This window comes from Pseudomonas sp. B611 (assembly GCF_055407965.1).
The window spans coordinates 54372-78305 of sequence record NZ_JBUZST010000006.1; the positions used below are offsets into that span (position 1 = coordinate 54372).

Consider the following 23934-nt stretch of genomic DNA (forward strand, 5'->3'; position numbering starts at 1 on the left):
TATTTGAATAGCTTAATTGCTCCCATATATACATAATACCATTTATTTATTAAAAGCAAGTGATAAGCAAAAGAAAATCACTTTTATTTGTAATTTATTTTAGGGCACAAAAAAGCCCTAATGGGCTATTTTAGTTAATTCTCAGTTATAACTGTTTTTCGACTATTTCAGAGAATAATGAATAAGCGTTTTTCCATTGTTTGTTCGTCATCAGCAAATCGCGACCAGCAATATCTATTGTCTTTGTGTCATGATTCATCACAACTACGAGGAATGGGTATTCAATAATTGTGGCTTGCTCGTCGTTTTTTACGTTGCATGTAAATTTTACCAACTCTTTAAATGTTATTGTATCTTCAATAACTTCGCCGCCAATCACTTCTACTTCAATGAAACTCAAAGCGCGTAATTCTTCAAGCTTTGACGCTTCAAAATCAAATATCTCATATACAGAACCTTCGCTCGTTCTGGTTTCCCAGTTTTTCGCGCTACCATCACCACGAACCCAGCCAGTTACTAATTCAACATCATCGCCAAGAACAGCTTTGCTGTCTCTGCTCGTAGCCCTAGCAACCATTCTTCCAGCTAATCTGATAGCATCTTTGTTCGCGTAATACATGCTTGGGAAAGTCACACGAACGTCAACTTTAGGGCTTGTTGCTGTGTCATCAGTACCAAAGATCTCGATTAACAAAGCTCTTGCTTTCGATTCTGATCTTGAAGGGAATACCCAGCAGTTTTCTGAATGGCTAAATTTTCCGCTTGAATTACCCGCGCCTTTTATAAATTGATCATCATAAGGGCAATAAACTTTGATTACTGCTTTGTCTTCTTGAGTTGAATGTTCGATTTTTATTTTCATGGTTATTTCTCCTATTATCATTGTTTGAGTTGTTTAATTACTTCCCATATATACATAATACCATTTATTTTTAAAATGCAAGTGATAAGCAAAAGAAAATCACATTTATTTAATTATTTTTTTCAGTGCTGATTAATTCATTTAGAACCTTATCAAAGCACTTGTTAATTTCTTCTGTTCTTTTCCAAGTCACAAACTTTTTATATAAATTGTTTATCGCCTTGTAAGCACTGCCGTTTATGTTTCTAGGAAAACGAAGACTTTCAAGAATTCCTACTTCTGCACAATAGTCTTCAAAGATTGGTTCTTTTTTCAGGATAATTTTTGTTTTGGTTCCTTCCATTCTGGTGTAATAGCCAATCCTCTCATTGTGTTCGTTGATAATGTAAACGCGATTCTTATTTGAATGAGAGCGCATTTCCTCAATTTTGTAGCCTTGTTTAATAATTTCTTCGTATAGATTCATAATGGTTATTTAGTGTTGTTTTTAACATCTTATCATTTTTATTTTATTTGCAAGTGATTGGTCGAAATTAATCACCTTTTGGTTAATGTTTTTTCTTTCAGGGTATTGAGGCATTTAATTAGTTGTTGGTTTTCATATATTATATTCGTCTGAGCCCGTCGAACCCTTTAAAAAACCTTATCAGGTGTTTTCTAGCGCCGTGGATCTGGAATCCTTGTCTGTAGGTAACCTGGCGGCATGGCCTATGACCTGCTCTGCGGCTGCTTACATTCTGGAGGAAGGGGAGAAGACGAACGTGTTGAGGGCGTTGCTTGGCGAGGACGTTGAACCTTGGATGGTAGCTGCTAATTGATTGAGGTTTCGTATGATACAAAAAAAGCCCATTAGGGCTATTTGAGTTATTACATTTTGAATTTTACCTTTTTGCTCTTTGGTTCAGGCGTTTCCGTCAGTTTTGCCTTTTTAGCTTTTTCCAGCAACAATTTTAATCCGTAATCTAGGTGTGAGCCTTCGCGTGATCTCACTGGGTTAACGGATTGACCCTTGTTATCGTAAAAGTCTATGGATATCGGAACACCATTTTCCATGATTCTTTCGTTTTTATTATCTGTGAGATAAGCTCTGCTTTTACCATTGGATTGAGATCTAATTTCTATCTTGAATCCCAAGCCTAGTATTTCATTGTAGTTGGTGTTTGCTGCTGCTTGGGCTTTTTCGTTTGCGGGTTTGTTTAATGTTGTCATTTTAATTACCTTTCGAATATGTCGGCATAATTGCTTTTCATATAAATATATTACCATTTGCATTGTCGTAAAATCAGGGTTAGGTGTAAATATCGTACCATTTGGATTTTATATTTTTAGGGTTAGACAAAAATTACCCTAACTCTTATTTAAAATCCTATTGGTCAATGAATTCATATGTTTGAACAGTTTAAGCTTTTCATGCATGTGCTGGTCATGAGCGAGCTTGACGTTCAAGAGAACCTTTTCAGGAGTCTTGATGACTACCATCGACTTACTATTAGGCTTCGTCTCTGTGAGCGCATTCGAGCAAATGACTCTCAGCTGATGAAGGTCATGCTCATGAACCACCATGCTCGATACGAACTGCAGGGCCGCTGCGCAACACATCAATGGGTCAATGTCGTTCACCATTAAATTGAGTAATTGCGTGCGGTGGCGTCCTACTCTGGCTTCTCTCTGTGCTGCTGGTAACGTCAAGCTACCTGCCCCACTGCAATCATCATGTATGACATACGGCTGGGTGCGCTTATCTCGGTCGGATTCGCACACGTCTATCAGGTTGCCAATCAGATTAGCCAAGTCTGGTGGAGTGAGGTACTGACCTAAACCATTGCCCTTCTGGTCATCAAGCCATATGTCTTCGATGAGCGAATGCAGCACGTCTGAGAACGGCGGTAGGGCTTCTACAACCTCTTTGTAGAGACGCGCTGACGTTGCCAAGGCTGCCAGGTTGATTGAGCTGAACAGCTTTGCGTCTAGACAGATGTAGGTATCGTCAATGAAGACGTGTTTGGTTAGCTCCAGGTCAGTGGCTCCATAATGACGGTATCGCGCCACAAGCTGATTCAGCATCACTCCAAGGTTGAATTTGATGAAGATGGATAAGGCCAAATCTCGTTTTGCTCGTTTGCCACCGGTTTGATGGCTTGTGATCTGAAAGATTGAGGCTTTCAGGGCTTTGATTTGTTGTTCGATAGGGAGGCTCATGCTGCACCTACCAATTGTGTGGCGCTGTGTACTCTCCTGGCTTCGCTATCACTAAGAGGTGTGACATTCACCGGGTAGCCAAATATCTCGTAATAGCCACACGCACGAAGCTTCTCTTCACGAGTCCTGGCGCGAGATTCGTAAATCTTGGCAGGGGTTATGAACCTGAAGAGGTACGGATTTCCAGAAGTCCACTCTGTAATCACGTTTGAGCAGTGCTGTGTGAACTCGCAAAGGTCTATGTCGTTAATCACAGTGTTGGCGATGATTTGAAGGGTTGTGGTGCAGCACATGAAAGGGTCAATGTCGTTCGCTATGACAGTGGCATTTTTCGCGTGATGGGGATTTCGCTTCATCATTTGCTGCAGTGGTGCCAACACTAATGCACCTGCCCCGCAGCACATTTCCATGACCTTGAATGGCTGGTCTGTCTGCATAGGCATGAGTTCAGAGCATCCGCTTGCGAGGCTTGGAGGTGTCAGACACTGGCCGAGTCCTTTCCCGCGCTTGCCCACGAGCAGTATGCTTTCTAGGAGAAGTGACAGAACGTCAGTGTATGCAGGAACTTTAGATACGATTTCAAAGTACTGCTCCACTGAAGAACCGAGAGCTTCTGTATCGCAATCATCGATCTGTTTTGAAGAGATTTCGTAAAGGGAAGGGTGGATCACTATGCATTGCATAGTTTCTGCGTCTGACAAACCCAATCGCTTGTACCGTTCGATGAAGCGCTTTAGCTGAATATTCAGTGCGCCTTTCACGAACAGCTTGAATGAGTTTTCTTGGTTTGTTCTATCGTTTTCAGGATGATTTTCGTAAATCTTAAATATGGTTTTTCTAAGAGTTTCGATTTGGTTTTTTAATTCATTCATTTTTCACCTATTCAGTAATGACGGCGAAAATATAGATCGAATTAAATGTGGTTGTCAAGATTATTATTATAGTATTGGGTAGGAGTTTGATTATAAGAAAGCCCTGTAGGGCTTATTTGATTTTGCTTTGGTAAAACTTCTGATAAGCGGTCTTTTGCAGTTTGTAATCTTCGCTATCGTATTCGCGTAGCTCTATGCTTCTATGATTGTAATGGTAGTTGAATATTGATGCCTCTTTAACTAATCTCATGAATGCAAGTGTGTATTTATCTTCAAGTATTTTTGAATCTAAAATCGTAATTCCTATTTTTCTTTTTTTGTCCGTTTCTAAATGTAAATACGGTTCAAGTTCCTTTGGTGCTTTAAAGTGTTTTGATGATTCTTGTATGCTAACTATCATTCTTGTCTCCGGTTTGTCGTTAAAAGGTTTATTCCTTTTGTAGGCATATTATACCATTTAGGTTTTTTGATTTTTTGTGTTAAGGAAATAATCTATCTTCAATTAATTCATTTCAGTTTTGGTATCGCTGTTTGCGTTTCGTCTGAATGCGTCTGTTAGGCTTTTTCGAAGCTCGTCTGTCGGACGGATCTGTAGGTCGCTTGTGGGCTACTGGCACGTCGCGCCATACTGTTTGCATGTACAGTGTGAGCAAGCCCCTATGTTTTCCATCCTCGGTCCCATCAATCCCCCTGTAGATCCTCTGCGAAAGCCCATCGTGGGCAGGGTTTCGTGTGGGTTTCCATCCCCTGCGCTTGAGTACTCTGAACCACCTTTGAGCCTGGATGAACTGGTGTGCCTGCGTGAGCCTTCGCGCTGGCTGCTACGTGCTGACGGTGATTCCTTGCAGGGGATTGGGATTTACGACGGTGACGTGCTGATCGTGGACAAGGCTCTGGAACCTTTGGATGGTGACATTGTGGTCGTGGTCATTGGAGCTGATTTTTGCTGCAAGGAGTACAGAGAACGCCTAGGGAAATCGCCCATTCTGCTGGCTCATAATCCACTCAACGCGAGCATTGAGGTGGGAGAGTGGGAAGACATCGAGCTGTGGGGTATCGTCCTTCACAACCTCCATCGTGTGTCTCGTTGATTTGGTGTCTCATGACTACAAGAAAGGAAGCTCTACAACGCATGTCTCAACGAGTTCTTGAAACCCGCAGTGAGGTTCGTGCTGGACTGGAAGTAGTTGAGAAAGAATTGCGCGAAGCTGTGAATGGTTTAAGCCTATATGTCAGTGGCATGAAAGTCGTTTTAGGTATGGTTGATGAAGATGATTGGGAATATGCCAAATTAAATTTTGATGGAAGCAATCTTCGTATTTTAACTTCTACTACTCATGAAGACGGACATAATTATGGGACGGCTCGTGAAGGAGAAATGACTGTCCGCTATATTGGTGATTTCAAGGACGATGAAAAATTAACCAAAGTAGCTTCAAGAGATTCAATTAATTCTCTCTGGATCGCCGTTGAGGAAGCAGTTTCTGAAATGTTGGGTGAGGCCAAAAGCTCTGCACGTCTTCTGTCTGAATTCTCGGACATTCAAAGCGAAAGCATTCATAAAGATTTAACTGATTTGATGAGCGGCGATTATTTCGAAAATCATTGGGCTAATGCGAGATTAAAAATTGAGACTGATCCTAGCGATTCGTTGACTCGTACAACACAGTTCCTTGAGTCGGTTTGCCGCCACTACCTGGAAAAACGTGACATACCTTTGGTTAATAAAAAGACCATTAACGAATTGATCAATGCTGTTGCAGATGACTTTCCCCCTTTGAAATTGCCGGAAGGAATTGAAGATCCCGAAGCGGTAAAGGCTCAATTTGTGGACGATGTGAAAGCCCTCATAGGCGGTATTAAATCCGTTTCCAAAGGGTGCGGTTTCTTCAGAACACATTACGGTACTGCGCATGGAGGCAAGAAAGTCGCCTACGCAGATGAAGCACGCTTGGTTAACAACCTTGCAGGCGCGGTTTCAATCTACGTTCTTGAAAAGCTCAAGGCGCATATGGTTGCAGATAGTCATGAGTGACGATGGATTTTCTGAGCTGGCAGCTCGATCAGCGAAGGTCAAAAATGAGAACCTGCAACTGCTGCTTGGGTTGAGAGCTTTCGAGCGAAAGCTTCTCGATTTGGTTGAGGGTCTTGGCTGTGGTGGCAACAGTGAAACCATCGTATTTGATGAAATTCTCGACGATGAAGATGAGCCAATTGGACACACCATGTGCTATCTCACATTCACTGGCCGAGAGCTGAACATCTGCTGGAAAGAGGCACCTCGACAAAGTGATTTTGATTACTGGAATTACTGCACGTTGGAGGAAGCTGGCACTGATATGCAGAGGCGCGTCAGTGACCACAAGGTTCTGAACTCACTGGTAGCAGATCTGCTGGTGAACCTGGATAGGGAGTACCTGAAAACGGCCTCTGTGGTTCAGTCGCTTTCTCAGTTTGTGACGGTCGAGAAGGCAGAAATTGACGCCGATCTGGATACGCTGTTTAGCGGCAATACCATGCTCCAGGAATCATGGATGAAGGCAAGGGGTTGCGTACTGACTGATCCAGAGCTTTCTATCACGTTGAGCTGCAGCCACATTGAGACAGTACTGAAAGCGTGTCTCAAATCTCTAGGTGAAAGTGGATATGAGAGAGAGACCGTAGAGCGGCTTTCCTCCCTGACCTTGAAAGCGTTAAGGGCATCCGGGGCTATTGATGACAACACGTCACAGATGCTTCGTGGTGCCGCTACGATTTTTCAGTGTGTAGGGGCTTCTAGGAACGATAGAAGCGTCTCACATGGCAAGAGCGAAGGTTACGTTCCGCCAACATCTGACCTTGCCCAAACCATCAACCATCTTGCCGGTGTTGCCTCTGTCTTTGTGATGAAGCAGACCGACCTTGTGCGGAAGGGCAGTGACTGATGGCCGTCTTCTGTCTGGTCGATTGTGATTGCTTCTACGTGAGCGCAGAGCGTCTATTCGACCCTACATTGAACGGTGTCCCTGTCGTTGCATTGTCCAACTCAGATGGCTGCGTCGTTTCCCGCTGTCCAATAGCCAAAAGCAAGGATTCCTCTGCTGGTGGGCTGGGGATCAAGATGGGCGCGCCGTTCTTCGAAATTAAGCACCTGATGAAGTCCCATGGGCTTCGTGTGGTGTCCTCCAATTACGCCTTGTACCAAGAAGTCAGTAACCGTGTGATGCGCGTTTTAGAGACGTTTGCGCCTCGGATCGAGGTGTACTCGATTGACGAAAGTTGGCTAGACCTCACCGGCGTCCAGGGCGACTTGGAGAAGCTTGGGCGTGAGATTCAATTGGCGGTGAAGAAGCAGACCGGCATAGGGGTAGGTGTAGGGTTTGGGCCTACCAAGACTTTGGCAAAAGCTGCCAATTTCAGCGCGAAGAAATGGCGCAAGGAAACTGGTGGTGTCGTGGTTCTGATGGATGCAGAGCGTCGTGACAAGCTGCTCAAATGGATGCCGGTTGATGAGATTTGGGGCATAGGCCGGAAGCTATCTGCGAGCCTTCAAGGTATGGGAATCCACAAGGCTATCGACCTTGCACGGTATGACCGTAAAACTTTGCGCAAGGTGTTCAACGTGAACGTCGAAAAAACATCCTTGGAGCTGGAAGGTGTGAGCTGCTATGCGCTTGAGGACTCCCCTGAACCCAAGCAAACCATAGCTAGTACCAGAAGCTTTGGTGAGCGTGTTACTTCCATTCAGGGGCTTCGTGAAGCCGTTGCCACATATGCGAGTAGGGCATGTGCAAAGCTACGGTCGGAAGGGCAGCTTGCTTCCTGCCTTCAGGTCTTCATCCAAACGTCCCGCTTCGATGACAAGCCCTACAGCCGCGCTTCGATCTGTGGCTTGCAGGTGCCGAGTAACGACACTCGGGAGTTCGTTGCTATGGCCCTTGAGGGACTACAGAAGATCTACGTGCCAGGCTATCGCTATGCGAAGGCAGGGATCGTGTTGAGCCAGTTCGTCAGTGGTGACGGCTATCAGCCGGATCTGTTTGCACCAGAGCCTAGGCGAAATTCAGAGACGTTGATGAAAGTGTTGGATGGGATCAATGCCAGGTATGGCCGGGGTAGCATCAGGCTCGCTGTGGAGCCACCCATTCCCCAATGGGGAATGAAAAGGGATTATCTGTCAGATAGTTTCGTCACCGATTGGAATCAGCTCAAGAGGGTTAAATGCTGAAGCTTTAAGGCTTCATTTTATTATATCCATGTTGGTGTTTGCTGTTATGTTTGAAGTATACCATTTAGCTTCTTAAAGCAATGATTTCAAATGGTATAATTAAGTAAAACGAACTCTATATAAATGAACTCCAACAAGATAATTTCTTTGATATTTCTGCTTATGGCATTTCTTTCGCCATTATCGCAAGCAGAAACGTATCAAGACGCCCAACAAGCTGACTGCTACTACGCCACTTCTGACATGGTTGGCAAATGCGCAGGTCATGAGAGTAAGCGAGATTTCGCATTTAGCTCAATTGCAAAGATGATTACACCCCAATCAGTCATGGTAGCTGGGCTGGTCCTTGCTCCATATCTTGGAGATAACGACACACTGTCAATAGTAGCTGACAAGTCAAAAGAGGGCGTCGCAATACAAGGAGTCATGAAAGACGCAGTAGGGATATTTGGGATAGTCTCTATATTCGTTTGTGGTTTAAACATATTGGCTAGATTGTTCAAGAATGCTGCCAATGCTGAATATGGCCTAAAGGAGAATAAATTCCTGGTCTTTTTAACTTTGGGTGCGGTTTTGTTTTTAGTGGGTAACGGGTGGATTATTCATTTAGTTCTTGCGGCCTTGATAGTCAATTTCGTCTTATTGAAATCGACCGTTATGTTTTTCATGCCTTTCTATATAAACGCTTCTATTAAAGATGAATCGGCCTACGTCACTAGAGGCGTTGTTCAGGCTGAAAGCATTTATAAAATGGAGATTATCAATGCCATTCAGATGGCGTCAAACGACTTGGCGCTTCGTAGACAGCTTTTGGTAAAGCACAATTTGGTAAAAGACGTTCAATCGGGCAAGTTTAGATTCGTAGAAACTGATTTTTCTCGCTGTCTAGAAAATCAAGCACCAGCATCAAAATATGATGGAAGCTCTTTAAAGGTTGGTGAGATTACTAAGACAGCCCAGTGTCTAACGAAGCTGCAAGTGAATGTTTATAGCGCTGGTAGCATCAATTCATCAGGTCAATTAGATGTAATCAAAGATGCCAATCTTAAAATATTTGACATGGCTTATAAAGAAGCTAGAAAAATGCAGATGTTCATGTGCAGTACAGGGCTTGATAAGGCTGATAATCGCATGAAATACGCTGATAGTGAATTGCTGCTTAATGACTGCCTAGATATGAATGAAGATGGAACCGTGGCAGACAAGGATTCGTTCGTCCATGAATTTAGAGACTCCGTTTCTATAGAAGAGCTTCACAATGGGCGTGACCAAATGCTGAATGTCGTGAGAGCCACTGTTGATCCTGTGGTTCAAGTCCTCTTGCAGGGAATCACACCAGAAAAATTCACGTCAGATATTTTCGCTTCATTCATTGGCTTGATGAATCTCAATAACTATCAAAAGAAAATGACTAACGCCATTGATGCTCAATACTCAATTTTCAAAATCAGCGTTAATCAGAATTTCAACGCTTCAGATTCAGCAGAAGCATTGAATGAAAATGATAAGAATCAAATGAATCAAGAAATGATAGACACTATGAAGGTGCAAAAGCTCTTTGATATAAATAAGTCTATTTATGAAGTCTATTTTTCGCAGACAGAAAATAAACTTGGCGCTCTCGCACTGGATGGGATTCAGGCACTGCTAAATAAATTAACGGCGCGTTATTACGAAAATTTGGGGTTTCAATTTAAGTCTTGCTTTAATACAGATTCGAATTGTGTATCCCCGGTTCTAAACGTCCCGGCTTCACTTTGGAGCAATGCGTCAGAATATACACAGGTCTCATTGGTTGTTTACTATGGTTCTGAAATAATAAGAAACGGAATTTTGACCTTTAATAAAAACGAAAGGTACATGACAAACCTTCTTTCCTATATATCGACAGCTTCGATGTTTATGTATGCGTTCTTCATGGCTAACCAGATATTAATAGGTCTGCTGCCTCTTCTATTGCTTTTGGGTGAGATTGGCGTGGTGGTTGCTAGTGCGCTTGAAATAATAGTGACAATGAGCGTCAGGCTGGTTAAGTCGATTTTTATTAATAGAAATGAACAGGAAGCATTTGACGTACTGAAAAATATTATGCTTCAACTGGTTTGGATTTGTTTCAGTGGAACAATTGTAGCCACCTTATTCTTTGTCGGGATGACGTTGGTGTCAGTTGTCATTGTCATAGTAAACGAGTTTGTTGTTTATTTGTCTTCGATATTTTTCTCGGGCGGAACAGGGTTCATGTTCGATGTGATGAGATTGTTCGTGATGCTTTTCTTGCATTGTACTATTACTATAATGATGTTCATCGTTTTATACAGTGGAATTAAATCTATCTCAGCTGCATTCAAAGATATGCTCGTTGCAAAAGATTTATTTACGGATAAAGCCCTGGGTGAGCAAGCGAATACTCAAGTTAATTCAATGAGCGAGAAATTTAAAGGTGTGCTACCGTTACAACGAACAAGGTAAATGGTTATATCCTTTAATTTATATATTTCTAAAGAGTTAGATCTGTTTGTCGGCTAACTCTTTTCTTTGTGAGAGTAAATGCTATAATGGCAATAACTAGAAGAAGGTGAACGACATGAAATGGATGAAGAAGGAAAAGATAAGGTTAAATTTCTTACAAAGATTTATCTTCTTTTATGCTGTGATAGGTTTTTTACCATTGCTCAATGGTTTGCTTTACAGCGGCATGGCTAAAATAAACTCTACCTATTTCGATGATCACCTTACCCTGATACGTCTCGGGCCGATGATCTTCTTCTACGTGACGTTACCTGTTTTCTATCTGATCAACCAGATGGACTACAAGCCTAACTACTTCAATCCTGACGTGTGGGACAAGCGCATCAAGACGTTTAAGCTCATCATGAGTGTCATTGTTTGGGTGTTCATTTACAGATCAATGGTTGTCTTCTTCTTCGGTATTAGGTTTTGGGATTTTACTGGCGAGCTTTCTGCCGTGACGTACCTTCTCCATGGTTATTACACAAGCGAAATTGTCCATGCTCGTGCAGAATTCTCATTGAGCGATCCATCAACGATGTTCGGCTCTATGTTTGCTTTTACAATAATTTGGCCGGTTACTCTCCTGGTTGGAATGTTCACTTTGGTGCTGATGAAGAATAGAAGCTTACGCAATGACAATAGAAGAACTGCATGAATACAAATGTTGTGATATGAAAAGGCCACTCTTCAGTGGCTTTTTTATTGGGGATGATTTTTCGAGGTGCATTACGGCTTTGCCGTAGAGGTGAGACTTATCTGGTTTTGAACGTTGGTAATTTATTGAGTGCGCTCGTGGGCAGGGAAGTACAGTAAAAATCCAACAAAGCATTTATAGGCGGTTTAGGCAGAATCAAACCTTGTTCATTGGGAATAATCAAATTTTGGCTTGGTAATATTAATCCGTTTTGGATGGGTAGAATCAGTTTGCATGAGTTGTTCATAATGGTAATTGTTTGTTTAGTCTAATTATACCATTTTGGTTTTGCCTTATTTGCCATTAGCGAAAATATTCATAATTACTTATGAAATGGTTATGAAGTGCTTATGAAGTATTTAATATTTCGAGTGTGGTCTAAAAAATATAGCTATGAATGCAGGCAAAAAAGCCAGATGCTGTTACCAATACCTGGCTTTTGAAATGCTTGTAGATTACTTGGATAACCCGAAATGCTTGAATAAGTCGAACAAATCATAGGAAATATACTCGGCTTCTTGATCGTCACCTTCATCCAACAATTTACTAATTACTATATTTTTGTTGTGAAGGATGCTGGATAAAAAATCGTCAATTGAATTCTCAATCACAAGGTTAACCACGTTCACAGTGTCCTTCTGCCCAATCCTATGGCATCTATCTTCACACTGAACCATCTTAGCCGGGGTCCAATCCATTTCTCCAAACATAACGGTAGAAGCGGCGGTAAGGGTGATTCCTTCTGCACAAGCCTTGATGCTACCAATGAAGACTTGTGCATCACCATTTTGGAATTCATCTACAAGCTCCTGACGGCGTGCTGTAGGCACCTTTCCATCAATCCTTACAGTCTTCAAGCCAGCTTTATGCAAAGTGGATTCAATGAGATCCAGCACGTCCTGGTGATGAGCGAAAAAGACCACCTTGCCTTGGGATTCCACAGCCTCAATGATGTACTCAGCAACAAGTGGTGCCTTGGCAACGGCGCTAATCTTCCTGACAAGCATAAGCTGCGAAAGGAAATTACCTCTGAGATCGGCTAAATCTTTTGCTGCTGCACGGTAGACCTTGTGCGAAGGGTCATATTTACTCATCGTCTTGATGATGCCTTCGTACAGCTTGTGAGCTTTTTCAACTACGGCCATTTCGCCTTTAATAGCAATCTTCAATGAAGCATGGTCGCAAGGCATTGGCACAACACTGTGTATCTTGTCCGGTAATTCCGCTAACACATCCTTTTTCAAGCGACGAATCATTCCGGCTTCTTTAAGCTTGGTTTGTAATTCGTTTAGGTTTATTAAGAAGTGAGGTGCTATCTTCGTGTCAAATATGCCAGAACAATATCTATAGCCAAATGAGCCATAAGACTTGAATGACTCTGGAGCTAGCTTGTTGGCTATCGTGAATATTTCATAAGGATTATTGAGGAAAGGTGTTCCTGTAAGAGCTATAAAGTTTTTGCATGGTATAGAAAGGGCAGAAATGGTTCTATTTGCTTTTGGGTTTTTTAAGTAGTGGCTTTCATCAAAGATTATATAGTCATAATTCTGAGCTGTAAGTGAATTAATCTGCTTTCCTAGAATATCGTAGTTGATTACATCTGCAGCATATTCTCTGTGGGTATCTATTATTGACTTGCTGGTCAATACAGATGCTGATTTTGAGAGTTCAGGATTTACTAACCATTTTTGTAATTCGCGTTTCCAATTCGATTTCAAAGTTGCTGGGCAAACTATAAGTATCTTTTTGGCATTTTGATAATTAATAACTCCAATCGCTTGTATCGTTTTACCTAGCCCCATTTCGTCAGCGATTAATGCATTACCTTTTGCGACAGCATATTCAATACCAGCCTTTTGGTATGGAAGGTAATGTAGACCAATTGGAGCGGGCACTACGAATTGGGAAGATGTTTTACTGGAAGCCGCGAGTCTCTTGTTTAATTCTGTTTCTGCAATATCTGATTGGTAATCAAAGTCAGGGGTTGTTGTGTATCCTTCTTCGCTTTCGTTTAGGGATTCTATAAGGTTCAATACGTTTACGAAGCTGGGCGTAACCCATGCGGTAAGCGGTTTGCTCCAGTTGAATCCAGCCGATTTTGGATAATCTTTTAAGTCATAAATTGTTTTGCATATGTAAGTGTTGTTCTCGTAGTGTAGGTTTAACATTTTATTATTGTTTGTTGTATTGAAATTATATCATCTTGATTTCTCCAAATTTGCTGTTAGTGAATTTATTTAATAAATGTTTATGAAGTAGATATGAATTACTTCATAAGTGGTTATGAAATACTTATTAAGTGGTTCTTAAATTATTGGGTTTTTACGGGTTGGATACGGCTTGGTTAGGATTCCGCACACGTCCTGTGTTTAAATTGGCAGGGCAATGCCACGCAAAAAAGACCAGAATTCAACACAGAGCGCCTATGCTTGAGCGCTAATAGGCGGTTTCCACGGTTGAAAAGGAGAGGGTGGGTGATGAAGGAGTCGTACAAGCTGTTGGTGACACTCAACAAAAACGAGCTTCGCCCTTTGCTGGATGAGAAGAAGATCCTGCTATCTAGTTTGTACAGTCAGGCAATAGCGCACTGCATTGACCACGCGACCAAGCACCGTGACTACACGCTATTCGTAGCTTTGGTTGAGGTCTTCGATACCCGCGACTACAAATTGTTCGTGTCAGGTTGGGTTTGTGAACGGCTTGGGTTGTTGAGCAAGATGGGACCGAACGGAGCTGTCTTTGCTCGCAGTGGGAATCCGCCGAACGAGCGCATGAGCTGGAAGGTAAGTCTTGAAGAGTTCGCGGCAAGGAAATTCAAGATTGCTTTGCCCGCGAAAAAGCTAGTCCACGACACCAAGCCGGTCGAGAAGGGTAAGAAGAGCCCCAAGAAAATAGACATGCTTGATTCCTGGGCGCGGCTACCTGGGAGTTACGGTAGCGGTAAACGCTAAAATCTGTTTCTGATACATTTATGAAGTAGATGTGAAACCCCTATGAGGCTCTTCATAAGCATTGAGCAAATGGCTATGAGCTGTTTCTGAGCTGTTGATGAAACCAATGTGAAATGGTTCATAAGGATTTATTAACCACTTTAGAGCTGTTTCATAAGTATTTATGAAGTGCTTATGATGTAGATCAGATCCAGTTCAGATTGGTGATTATGAACGTCCAGGCGAAAAAAAGCCCCGGTTAAGGGGCTTGGGTTTTTTGAGTCTCTATCAGTCGATGGTGCGTCTGAATTCTGCGTCTACGTCATCCAGGTAGGATTTCAGAAGAGGGTCTGTCAGAGCCTTCAAGCGCAGAATGCACATGCGCTCAACGTCAACGCTGACTGAACTGCTCACGTACCCTTTGCCATAGCGCTTGTTGTTGGTGATGGACTCGAAAGCCTTGATAGCGCTATCGGTCTTGTCTGTGAACGCGAAGCTGCGCACGCTCAATTTGTTGCCTTCTGGCAGGGCTTTGTGTTCCTTCAAAGCTTGGTCGATTTTGAAAGCCAAGACCTTTTGATCGTGGATAGCTTTTTCAGCGGCTGCTTGCTCGATTTCTGCTTGAATCTGTTCTGGTGATTTTGGAGTTGTCTCTACCAAAGTGATTTCAGATTCTGGTGGTGTAGTAGGTGCTTCCGCTCTTTTAGCTTCTGCACGGGCTTTTGCTGCTTGTAAGTCAAATGTCATGATTGTTATCTCCTTTTAGTTTGTGAGTTAGTTTGTGATTGATTCGTTTTGGGCAGTGGCGACCACTGATGTTTCATCAATGGCTTCAAGAATCGCTTTCACCACAAGATTGAATTCAGCTTGGGCAATTTTGGCCGATTCAGTCGTGGCGTTATAAATGGTCTGCCCTTTGTTGAATTGGTTAGGGTATATCGAGCGGAAAATCAAAGGTGCTTCCAACGGCTTCTGGTGTTCACCAAACGCATCACCGAATGCCCTAATGTCTGCATCAATTTGGTTCTTACGGTCGATTTCCTTCAAGGCTTTACGTTCTGCATTACGGGCAAGTCTTGCTGCAGTCGTGGATGTATCCGTCAAGGTGAGGTTAGCGCTGACCTCTTTGGAGTTTGCCTTGATGCGTGCTGGATCGAAAGCCAACAGAGAGCGTACCTTTGTGGTGAATTTTCCGCCTAGGCTCACAGCGTCGTATTTCAAATCCTCAATGATTCCCGACACGGTAACAGCAGTCACTGCGTTCTGCGTGTCGCCCTTGTAAGGTGTAATCACCAAATCACTGAAGCTGATGAGCCTTTTAATTTCCTTGATTGGATTGTTTTTCGAGTCGAGAACCTTGGCTGGAACATCTACAATAATAAAGTCGAAGTGAGCGTAGTCACGTTTGATCACATCAAATTGTGCGTCAAGCTCATAAAGGCTGCGGGCAATAACGATAGGACGGTTTTCAAGTGCGAATTCATCGTACTCAAGTTGATCCAGCAAGGACTGGTTTATAGCTCTACCTTTATTTTTAAGCAATTCCACCTTGGCTTTGTTTTTGATAATGCGTTTTTCTGTTACTTCTTTGTTCTGCTCGATATGCATTTGAATAGCTGGAACGCCATCAGTGTCGATAATCAGCGTGCGATAACCTTGAAGCGCCAAGGAGTGGCTGAGATTTGAAATGGTCGTGGTTTTAGTAATGCTTTTATGACTGATTAAGGCCAAAATTTTAGCTGGTTGGTTCATGATTAAATTCCTTTAGTTTTGGTTTGTTTTTAAAATAATAACATTTGAAAAAAGAAAACAAGCCGTTAGTGTGAAATATTTCATAAATAGTTATGAAATACTTATGAGGTGCTTCATAAGTGTTTATGAAGTGCTTAATAACGTGGTGGATCATGAATTAATTTTTGGCTTCAGTAAAATGATTGATCCATGGTTTTTAGACTGAAGGGATATCAAAACCTTACGTTTACTAATTTGCGGATATCAAAACCAAAAAAACAGGAATCTCTTCCTGTTTTAATTCTAGGATCATAATTTATCTCCTTAGTAAATCCTTTCTGGTAATGAATCTAGAACGGCTTCGTGCTTGGATTCCTCTACAAAACATTCCTCTGCCAGCATTCCTTGCTCGTAAAGCTCCGTTAGCTCTTCGTCTCCATCGATCAGATCTTCAATAGCTTGTTTTCTGTTTTTCTCGAAATTATTCATATTTTCAATGTCCTCTTCTTTTGTTGTTGTTCTTGGGGTGTAGGAGTCTCTACCGCTGAATCTCTAGGGCTTATGGTCGGCGCCTTCACCTGTGGCGTTGAATCCGTATCAGCCCGCGATAGGCGCTGTTTGATGAAGTCAGAAACAGGCAGGGTAGGGTCTAGGTCGTACTTGGCTTTGAGGTCGTTCTCTAGCTTGTAGATGATCTCGTTCGCTGTGCGGTCTGCGTCTGCGGCAGCTTTGAATACCTGATCAGGCTTGTCTCTCAAGCCCTTCAAGGCCCAACCCACATCGTAGGTCTGGTGGTTCTTGAAAAAGGCATCGTCTAACTGTTCGCGCATACCGTCTGTGAGGTTGAAGTTCAGGTGCTTGATGACACCTTGTGCTGAGAGATTTGCTACCAATTCTTCATAAGCTCGGTGTTCATCGCTTTCTGCATATTTTGCGAGGCTTTCACGGTTTTTGCGGCTTACTACGCCGTATGAGTGGCTGACTTCGTGGAGAAGCGTCGATAGCTCGTGGAGGTCGCTCTTGAAGTAGCCAGACGGGGCCATGTAGATGGTGTCTTCAATTGGTGAGAAGTAATTGCTGTGTTCCGCCCCTGCGTGCCTTTTGAGCGGTGTGGGCATCGTATCCATGATTGACTGAAGCACCGTCTGTACTTCGGCTGGTGTTGGGATCTTGGCGCGTTGCGCCATCTGCGCTTTTATCTTCTCGGGTAGCTCGCCTGTAAATTGCTGCAGGTTGAAGACAGGGGATAGCTTTGAAGCACGTCTATAGATGGCTTTGCCTTCCCCATTGGGCTCCTGGTCATCGTTACCCCCAGTACCTGGCTTTTCGCCGTCTTTTACAAAGCCGATCTGCATGCCGAAGTGGTGAACAACGAAGTCTCCCTTCTCGCCCTTGTTTGACAGGCCAGCGTCGTAGCCCTGTTTCGCTGTGAGGTAGTAGGGCAGTTCAAAGCCTTTCTCTTTCCCTAGCATGGACAGAAGCATGGAGTTTTCGAGGTTGTAGACTGTTCCTGACACGGGATTCAGGTATCGGATTTTGAAGCAAGGGGAGTTCCAAACAGGCACGTCTGGATTTTCTGTCTGGAGCATTGCGTGGATGCTATCGACCTTATCCGCAAGGAATCCTTCCAGCTTCTCTTTACTGTTGTCGATGTACTCCTTTTTTTCTTTGTATGATTTTCGTTTAGCTACTGCCATTTTGTTTCTGGTTGTTATATGACTGATTTTACCATTTCATTTTTAGAAGGCATTCGCTACGCGAAATAAAGGCAGGGGCACTGTGTCTAGACGAACTGTTGGGCATTGCAGGGAAAAGCAATTTTTAAGCTATATCTGCCGGGTTTCGTAAGGTTCTAAAATATTTCTTGGAACGATCTTGATTGATCCAGCAGACTGGAGCTATGGTTTTGCCTCTAACCAACATCGAGTGATTCAAATGAAAAGGATTTTGACTGCTGTCGTTCTTGCCATGTGCGTAGCTTCTGCAAGCCACGCAGATGACCGATTCACCTTTGAAAAATACCCGGCGTCATCTGTCTCTTCCAAGCCACTAGCTAAAGTCGATTGGTCGAGTAACAAAGCCCTGGCAGGCCAATGGCGTATCAAAGAATCCATCGAAGGCACCGTTGGCAAGAAAGCCGATTTTGCTGGGCACTTTGTGGTCGCTACTTATGGTTGCGGCACGGGATGCCAAGCCACGGTCTTCGTTGATGTGAACGATGGGAAGCTATACAAAGCACCTATGCAGTTTCCAAGCGAGTCAGATGCTCTTGCCCCAGCTAATGGTGGGGTTGCTCACAGGCAAAACAGCAATGCAATTTTCATGAGTGATTTGCGTTACTACAAAGCTGGTAGCCCTGACATGATGCAGAATGACGGCGTTGTCTTGTGGAATGAAAAGGCTAAGAAATTTGATATTGTGGCTAAATCCAAACCTTTTCTTGTGAAGATGGATTGACCAATTTTCCGATTTGAATGATTTCATGTATCATCAAATCACAACCAATTTATTAGGTATGCACAATGTCGAAGCTTGCAGAATTCCGTCAGCTAGAAAAACACCTAGCCGAACAAATGGCTCAGTTGGAAGCACTGAAAGGTGATGCTGGTCTAGCTGAAGAGATAAAATTTGAAGAGAAGCTGCGCAACCTTCTTGGCCAATATGGCAAAAGCCTGCGCGACGTGATCGCAATCCTCGATCCAGCTTCGCTCAACCGTAAAGGTGCAGCCCTGGCACCTATCAAAGCTACTCGCCGTGAGCGAGTTGTGAAGGTCTACAAGAATCCTCACACTGGCGAAACCATCGAAACTAAAGGTGGCAACCACAAGCAGTTGAAAGAGTGGAAAAGCGAGTTTGGGGCTGACACCGTTGAGTCGTGGTTGAGTAAGTAACACCAGCTATCATGCCGCCGCAACGGCGGCATGTGCTTCACCTGTTCTCCTTCTGCCCCTAAATCTATGATGGCGTAAATGGGTGTACTATCCCATTCTTATTGCGTTTGAACAGGGGTACGACAAGGATGAACAAGGCCACAGCGGCTTTTCTATGGATTTTTTTCTGCGCTGCCTCTCAAGCCCAAGAATACGACTTCAATGGTGCTGTGTTGGGAATGAAGCTCACTGAGTTTCAAGCTCTTCCCGTAATCAATGGAAAGTTGACCCCTGACGGCAAAGCCGGTTGGTGCGACCAGAGAGCGGGCAAGCTTGTTTGTCACCGCGTTGGTGATGATCCATTTGGGCAAATCTATGGTCCTGCATTGGGCGACTACCACTTCGACAAAGACAAAAGCGGGGAGCTTCGCCTTTACATGATTATGCTCATGGCCGACCGTAGAAATTATCCTATTGCTGAGTCGGGGCTTACCCAAAAATGGGGAGCTGGCAAATCGGTCGTTTCAACTGCAACCAACGGACTAGGGCAAGAAATCAAGGCTACTACTCTGAGCTGGAACAAGCCGGATTCCGCTATCACGCTTGAGGCCCCGTGTGGGAACGTCAAGTACCTATGCCTGACATACACGCATAAATCCCTAGCTAAAGAAGTGGCGGGTTCAGCACCACCTTCAGGATCTGGCTTTTAGGTGAATTTGATATTTGAACGGCAACGTATCGTCACCTGTTGTAGATATCGAAATGACCATGAATTCGAAGGAAAATAAAATGGCGTATGAAACCGGGCTAGGCAACAGAAATTCATGTGCAGTGATTCTTGATCCATTTTATTTATCTAAACTCATGGATGAGGAATTTAAAAGGACGGGAGAAATACAGCTTCATCATTTAAAAGGGATTGGTAGCTATCTAAATTCTGTCCGTGATTCATTAGACATTCAAATTAAAGGGCTTCGTGATTCGGATATTTATCATGAGCAAGCTCACTACCAAAAAATAGCAGATGATCTTAAGCATGAAATCGACCTTCTCACCGAAGAGGGTAGGTCTGATGACAGTAATCTTAATAATAAATGGTGGTCTGCGCATTTAGTTGCTGAGAACGCAAAAGATCGGAACGTAGGCGAACCACTTAATCAGGAACGATATCAGGATTTAGCATCGGTCGAAATCCACGGGTTTTTAAAATTTGTTGAGAATGGACCCGGTTTGCGTCTCATCCAGCCGAATGCGCTGGAGCTTTTTGCTGAAATCGCAAATGGACTTCGATTTAGTGGTGGTTTAGAAGCAGTCAATGAATTTATATCTAGACTCACCACTTTAAGTCTTGAGGTCAGTAGGTTTGAGTCCGCTTTTGTAAAAATATACAATCAAATTGACTTGATAAGAAACGCTTTTTCTTCGCAGAAAATAACATACATCAATGGCGAGATTGATTACGCAAAAATATATAGAATTCTCAAAAAGAATTTTGGTTATGACTATCCGCATAGCTTGATATGGTGGGGGGCAGTTGTTTATACCGCGATGAATACGACGGAAACTCTGGAAACCTATCAACCCTCCACGCTTCAAGTTGGCATGGGTTTTGAAAGCCACGTAGAGAAACTTTATAGAGGTTTTGGATACTCCGTTTCCACCACGCCCGCTTCGGGTGATTTTGGAGTCGATTTAATAGCTATTTCAAACACAGAAAAAATTGCAATCCAATGTAAGAAATACGCTACTCCCGTTGGACCTGATGCGGTCATGCAAGTGTATTCTGGTGCCGCATACTATGAATGCACCCGTTTTGCGGTTTTTTCAGTTAACGGCTTTACTAATGCTGCTACCGAAATGGCAAAAAAATTGAGAGTTGAATTGTTCAACATCGATGCATCTGATATTGCTTAGTGAAGGTACTCAGTATGTTGAACGTAATGGTGATGAAAGAGCCAAAAGGTATTAGGAAGCTGTGCTTGCAGTTTGCAACTGCCAGCATCAGCTTCCTTATGTGCTCTATAGCTCTGGATTTAGCGCTTCATTGAGAGCAGCAGCAATCGCGGCAGATCGTTTGTCAATAAACTTGTCATAGTCATCATCAAGCACGCCGTAGGTTTTTGGGCTACCAATAAAGTGCGACTTCAATGTTGCTGATAGTTTTGAATTAGTACCTTCGAATTCTCCCACATACAAGCTTGGTGCCTTTGCACGAATCTTATTATTTGAAGCCGAATCAATCAGAGTGATGTTGGCAACCAAATTTGGCTCGCTCTCTTTGAAATTTTTATTAACGAAAGCCTTGGGGAAAAAGTGATGGTAGTTTCTACTGGACGCAATTTTCAGGTTTGAGTTATCCAATATCACGTCGCTGTTATCGTCAAGGTTTTTCGGCTTTTGAGAGGCGAGTAAACAAAGTATAGTTTTAATGTATGAATTACCCGCAGAGAACCAGGTTTCAGCAATGTCTTCAGCAGATACTGTAAGCTCATCCCCTGGGTATTTAGGTTTGCGCTCCTTTAATATTTGAGCAATTTTTTTCAGGTCTTCCGCTATTTTGGTTTCGGTTGAGCCACTATAACGCCAGTTCAATCCGACCCAGTAGAAAAATTGCTTCAGTAACTTTGACTGTGTTTCAGTTGGACGCTTGTTGTCATTTTTGTAAAAGAAATAAGTTAGCGGAACTAGTAATGAGGAATAGGGGAGAAGTTGGGATACTGGAACATGTAGAGTTGTTCTGATGAAATCAACCGCTGAAAACATTGACGAAACCATTGGGTCCCAATTCGTAATGAACTTCTCACGTCCAATTTTTAAAATATCTTTAGCGCGGATACTACCTACTGCAATGGCTGCGACAGCCTGAAGCACTGTAGCTGCAGGAATCGTTTCAAATTTTGCTCTGACTAAACTCTTTGAAACCTCATCGCTACCATAAATTAACTCTTCATACTTCAAAGCAAGGTCAAACCCCCTAGCTTCATCGTAGGTTATAGCTACCATGATTTCAAATAAGGTCAGCGGTTTACCGCCTGTATTTATCCGGGCAAATACGTCACAAGCAATTTCAATTGGATAGTCTTTGATAGTGATCGTTGCAAAGTCATATGTTGTTAAATTAGTTTTGTACTCTTGAAATTTCTTAGCTTTTTCTTTTCCGATATCTTCAATGAAGTCTAATGCGTCCGAGGTTAGGAGGTCATGTACAGAAACATAAATCTTGTCCTCCTCTTGCTGGCTCGTTACTATCTGTTCGTCGGTCAAAGGATCGTAATCAAGATTTACATAAATATCTTTGTAATCAATTTCCTTTTTGTCTTTGGTTATGCGAATGCCCTTGCGAATAGCATATAGGGAGGTGATGCGTTGCTGACCGTCCAGTATGTATTGCGCGTAGTCGCCTTTAGGCGTATCTGGTAATTTATGGTTGCCAATGTCTTTTACGGACCGCAAGGTATCCTTGGTCTTCCATAAGATGAACGTGCCGATTGGATAGCCTTTGAGAATGCTGTCGATTAGTTTGGCACTTTGTTCTTTATCCCAAACAAATTCACGTTGAAACATTGGCAGTTTAATTTGGCCAGAATCAATTTCAAGGAAAAGCGCTTCATATTTTTTGACGGCGTTTTCCGGTCGTAGAAGAAATTGAGGTTCTGCCTGGATTACCTTGCTTTTAACTGCCATGTATATTTCCTTATAAGTATTGCTTTCACAATAGTAATGAATGATTTTTTAAGGTTTTGTATTCTAGTCAGTTGCCATTCAATCCACTGTCACGAGTCAATAATCTCTTTTTCCAGTGAATTTCCTTATCCTTCATCTCGTCAGCGCCAGTGTGCTTATCGGCAATTTCTAAGATGCTGAACCTGAAATGTTCAGAAAACGACTCACCCCGTTTCAGGTGAAGGTCACGTATTCGGGTGTTACCGCCATGCCCATTCTTTGAGTAAGTCACCCAACGATCCCACAAGCCACCTGTGCCCGTGGCAGAGCCTACATATAGCTGGTGTTCACCCTCGGTGCGGTCGGATATCAGGTAAACGCCTGCAACGCTGCTCAAAGCAGTCTGCCACGACACGATCCCTTCCCTGGCGATGATTTTCAATTCTTGGAAGCTAATGTCTACATCCTTGAAGCCGGGGAATCCCCCCACGGTCATTTTCTTTTCTAGGATTTCGGACAGCTTCATCGTGGACATGCATGTCTTGAGGTACAGGTAGTTGGCCCTTGGTTTTTTGTACTCCAGGACCAGTCGCCCCGCCAGCTCTTCGAACTCTGTCACACGGCGGTATTCGTAAACGTAGTCACGATTGACCTTGCCTTGGCGTACCTCTTTCACCTTCAACGAATCGTAGATCCCAGCTAGGAGCCATTTCTTGGACTCTGGAATCTCAACAAGGCCGATGACGTATCGGCACTCGAAATTCTTCCTCGACTGCCACGACTGCCACTCATCAAAGTCCCCAGCCAGGTACACGTCCATTGGGTGTTCGATCCCGTTGTGCTGTGCCAAATGGATCTTGGTGTTATCGGGTGTGAGGGTAGGCAAGAGGCTGGTCAGGAGCTGCATGAGCATGTTGGTAGAAATCCTCGGACGATTCGAGAATCTAGCATTTGATGCATTCCGCTGCGCGGGAAGATGTGCCTTCAGGGGTTGCTAGGAGTGGAAGCTCTGGAAAAGCAGAAAAGGCGTTTTCAGCCTGATAATTTTGAGGGGAGGGGCATGGACCAGAGGAACCCTTGCAGGCTGTGGCTTTGAGCGATTTTTGAGCAATAAAAAACCCGGCGCGTAGGCCGGGTTCTTTGATTTGGAAGTTCCAAAAACACTTCCAAATATCACTTCCAAAACTTTAAAACCGTAAGCTGGTAAGTGCTTGATTTTAAAGGAAAATCTTGGTGCCCCGAGGGAGACTCGAACTCCCACTCCTTTCGAAAACGGATTTTGAATCCGCCGCGTCTACCAATTCCGCCATCAGGGCTCAATGGCGGCGAAGTATAGAGATGAGATTACCGTTGGTCAATCACCTTTCATGGTCAATTTTCACTATTTCCGCTAGA

Annotated in this window: 24 protein-coding genes and 1 tRNA gene; 11 read left to right on the plus strand and 14 right to left on the minus strand. The window is 43.3% G+C overall.

The window, feature by feature from the left end:
• Positions 1-145: 145 nt before the first annotated feature.
• The 6 genes from ACZRMO_RS15050 to ACZRMO_RS15075 form a co-directional block, all read right to left on the minus strand.
• Entirely contained in the window at positions 146-862 is a 717-nt protein-coding gene (locus tag ACZRMO_RS15050; RefSeq protein ID WP_340051340.1) for a hypothetical protein, read from the minus strand.
• 109 nt (positions 863-971) lie between these two features.
• Positions 972-1328, minus strand: coding sequence for a hypothetical protein (locus tag ACZRMO_RS15055; RefSeq protein WP_463973344.1), 357 nt, complete (start codon positions 1326-1328; stop codon positions 972-974).
• A 401-nt stretch (positions 1329-1729) separates the two neighbouring features.
• Entirely contained in the window at positions 1730-2071 is a 342-nt protein-coding gene (locus tag ACZRMO_RS15060; protein WP_124356262.1) for a hypothetical protein, read from the minus strand.
• Between the two features lie 138 nt (positions 2072-2209).
• On the minus strand, positions 2210-3061 hold the full coding sequence (locus ACZRMO_RS15065; RefSeq protein WP_463973345.1) for an N-6 DNA methylase: 852 nt from the start codon (positions 3059-3061) through the stop codon (positions 2210-2212).
• A complete protein-coding gene (locus ACZRMO_RS15070) occupies positions 3058-3933 on the minus strand; it encodes an N-6 DNA methylase (protein WP_078472298.1) in 876 nt (291 codons plus the stop codon). Before ACZRMO_RS15070 ends, ACZRMO_RS15065 begins: the two co-directional genes overlap by 4 nt.
• Before the next feature lie 112 nt (positions 3934-4045).
• Positions 4046-4333: a hypothetical protein gene (locus ACZRMO_RS15075; protein WP_138739347.1), complete on the minus strand. Its 288-nt coding sequence runs from the start codon at positions 4331-4333 to the stop codon at positions 4046-4048.
• 259 nt (positions 4334-4592) lie between these two features.
• Between ACZRMO_RS15075 and ACZRMO_RS15080 the strand changes: the two genes are divergently transcribed.
• The 6 genes from ACZRMO_RS15080 (at position 4593) to ACZRMO_RS15105 (ending at position 11306) form a co-directional block, all read left to right on the plus strand.
• Entirely contained in the window at positions 4593-5024 is a 432-nt protein-coding gene (locus ACZRMO_RS15080; RefSeq protein WP_078472297.1) for a LexA family protein, read from the plus strand.
• A gap of 41 nt (positions 5025-5065) precedes the next feature.
• Positions 5066-5968 carry an abortive infection family protein gene (locus ACZRMO_RS15085; RefSeq protein ID WP_367236004.1) on the plus strand — a complete coding sequence of 301 codons (903 nt, stop codon included), beginning with the start codon at positions 5066-5068 and terminating at the stop codon, positions 5966-5968.
• Positions 5961-6857: an abortive infection family protein gene (locus tag ACZRMO_RS15090; RefSeq protein ID WP_301278835.1), complete on the plus strand. Its 897-nt coding sequence runs from the start codon at positions 5961-5963 to the stop codon at positions 6855-6857. Before ACZRMO_RS15085 ends, ACZRMO_RS15090 begins: the two co-directional genes overlap by 8 nt.
• Entirely contained in the window at positions 6857-8140 is a 1284-nt protein-coding gene (locus ACZRMO_RS15095) for a Y-family DNA polymerase (protein WP_340051345.1), read from the plus strand. Before ACZRMO_RS15090 ends, ACZRMO_RS15095 begins: the two co-directional genes overlap by 1 nt.
• A 123-nt stretch (positions 8141-8263) precedes the next feature.
• Positions 8264-10609: a hypothetical protein gene (locus tag ACZRMO_RS15100; protein WP_340051346.1), complete on the plus strand. Its 2346-nt coding sequence runs from the start codon at positions 8264-8266 to the stop codon at positions 10607-10609.
• 115 nt (positions 10610-10724) lie between these two features.
• Positions 10725-11306 carry a hypothetical protein gene (locus ACZRMO_RS15105; protein ID WP_008438316.1) on the plus strand — a complete coding sequence of 194 codons (582 nt, stop codon included), beginning with the start codon at positions 10725-10727 and terminating at the stop codon, positions 11304-11306.
• A 494-nt stretch (positions 11307-11800) separates the two neighbouring features.
• Here the strand turns inward: ACZRMO_RS15105 and ACZRMO_RS15110 are convergent, their stop codons facing one another.
• Entirely contained in the window at positions 11801-13513 is a 1713-nt protein-coding gene (locus ACZRMO_RS15110; protein ID WP_463973346.1) for a DEAD/DEAH box helicase, read from the minus strand.
• Between the two features lie 309 nt (positions 13514-13822).
• On the opposite strand from ACZRMO_RS15110, the gene ACZRMO_RS15115 reads away from it, so the two are divergent.
• Complete coding sequence (locus ACZRMO_RS15115) at positions 13823-14296, plus strand: hypothetical protein (protein ID WP_124399789.1); 474 nt, start codon at positions 13823-13825, stop codon at positions 14294-14296.
• A 267-nt stretch (positions 14297-14563) separates the two neighbouring features.
• Here the strand turns inward: ACZRMO_RS15115 and ACZRMO_RS15120 are convergent, their stop codons facing one another.
• The 4 genes from ACZRMO_RS15120 to ACZRMO_RS15135 form a co-directional block, all read right to left on the minus strand.
• Positions 14564-15022, minus strand: coding sequence for a hypothetical protein (locus ACZRMO_RS15120; RefSeq protein ID WP_152641094.1), 459 nt, complete (start codon positions 15020-15022; stop codon positions 14564-14566).
• Between the two features lie 27 nt (positions 15023-15049).
• The gene (locus ACZRMO_RS15125) at positions 15050-16027 is read right to left on the minus strand and encodes an AAA family ATPase (RefSeq protein WP_160049620.1); all 978 of its coding nucleotides are present in this window, start codon (positions 16025-16027) and stop codon (positions 15050-15052) included.
• Positions 16028-16330: 303 nt separating this feature from the next.
• Positions 16331-16495, minus strand: a complete 165-nt coding sequence (locus ACZRMO_RS15130) for a hypothetical protein (protein WP_463973347.1) — start codon at positions 16493-16495, stop codon at positions 16331-16333.
• Positions 16492-17703: a zincin-like metallopeptidase domain-containing protein gene (locus ACZRMO_RS15135; RefSeq protein ID WP_463973348.1), complete on the minus strand. Its 1212-nt coding sequence runs from the start codon at positions 17701-17703 to the stop codon at positions 16492-16494. The genes ACZRMO_RS15130 and ACZRMO_RS15135 overlap by 4 nt, the downstream gene beginning before the upstream one ends.
• A 178-nt stretch (positions 17704-17881) precedes the next feature.
• Here ACZRMO_RS15135 and ACZRMO_RS15140 point away from each other — a divergent pair, with 178 nt between their 5' ends.
• The 4 genes from ACZRMO_RS15140 to ACZRMO_RS15155 all read left to right on the plus strand — a co-directional run bounded on the left by ACZRMO_RS15140 (position 17882) and on the right by ACZRMO_RS15155 (position 20790).
• On the plus strand, positions 17882-18463 hold the full coding sequence (locus ACZRMO_RS15140; protein ID WP_238544265.1) for a hypothetical protein: 582 nt from the start codon (positions 17882-17884) through the stop codon (positions 18461-18463).
• A 65-nt stretch (positions 18464-18528) separates the two neighbouring features.
• Positions 18529-18897 carry a histone-like nucleoid-structuring protein, MvaT/MvaU family gene (locus ACZRMO_RS15145; RefSeq protein ID WP_463973349.1) on the plus strand — a complete coding sequence of 123 codons (369 nt, stop codon included), beginning with the start codon at positions 18529-18531 and terminating at the stop codon, positions 18895-18897.
• 128 nt (positions 18898-19025) lie between these two features.
• Positions 19026-19586, plus strand: a complete 561-nt coding sequence (locus ACZRMO_RS15150; protein ID WP_463973350.1) for a hypothetical protein — start codon at positions 19026-19028, stop codon at positions 19584-19586.
• 79 nt (positions 19587-19665) lie between these two features.
• Entirely contained in the window at positions 19666-20790 is a 1125-nt protein-coding gene (locus ACZRMO_RS15155) for a restriction endonuclease (protein ID WP_463973351.1), read from the plus strand.
• Positions 20791-20895: 105 nt separating this feature from the next.
• Here ACZRMO_RS15155 and ACZRMO_RS15160 read toward each other — a convergent pair whose 3' ends face one another.
• The 3 genes from ACZRMO_RS15160 to ACZRMO_RS15170 form a co-directional block, all read right to left on the minus strand.
• Positions 20896-22560 (minus strand): GmrSD restriction endonuclease domain-containing protein, encoded by a 1665-nt coding sequence (locus tag ACZRMO_RS15160; protein WP_463973352.1) that lies wholly within the window; start codon positions 22558-22560, stop codon positions 20896-20898.
• 67 nt (positions 22561-22627) lie between these two features.
• Positions 22628-23452, minus strand: coding sequence for a GIY-YIG nuclease family protein (locus ACZRMO_RS15165; protein ID WP_463973353.1), 825 nt, complete (start codon positions 23450-23452; stop codon positions 22628-22630).
• A 318-nt stretch (positions 23453-23770) separates the two neighbouring features.
• A tRNA-Leu gene (locus tag ACZRMO_RS15170) sits at positions 23771-23855 on the minus strand.
• Positions 23856-23934: the final 79 nt, after the last annotated feature.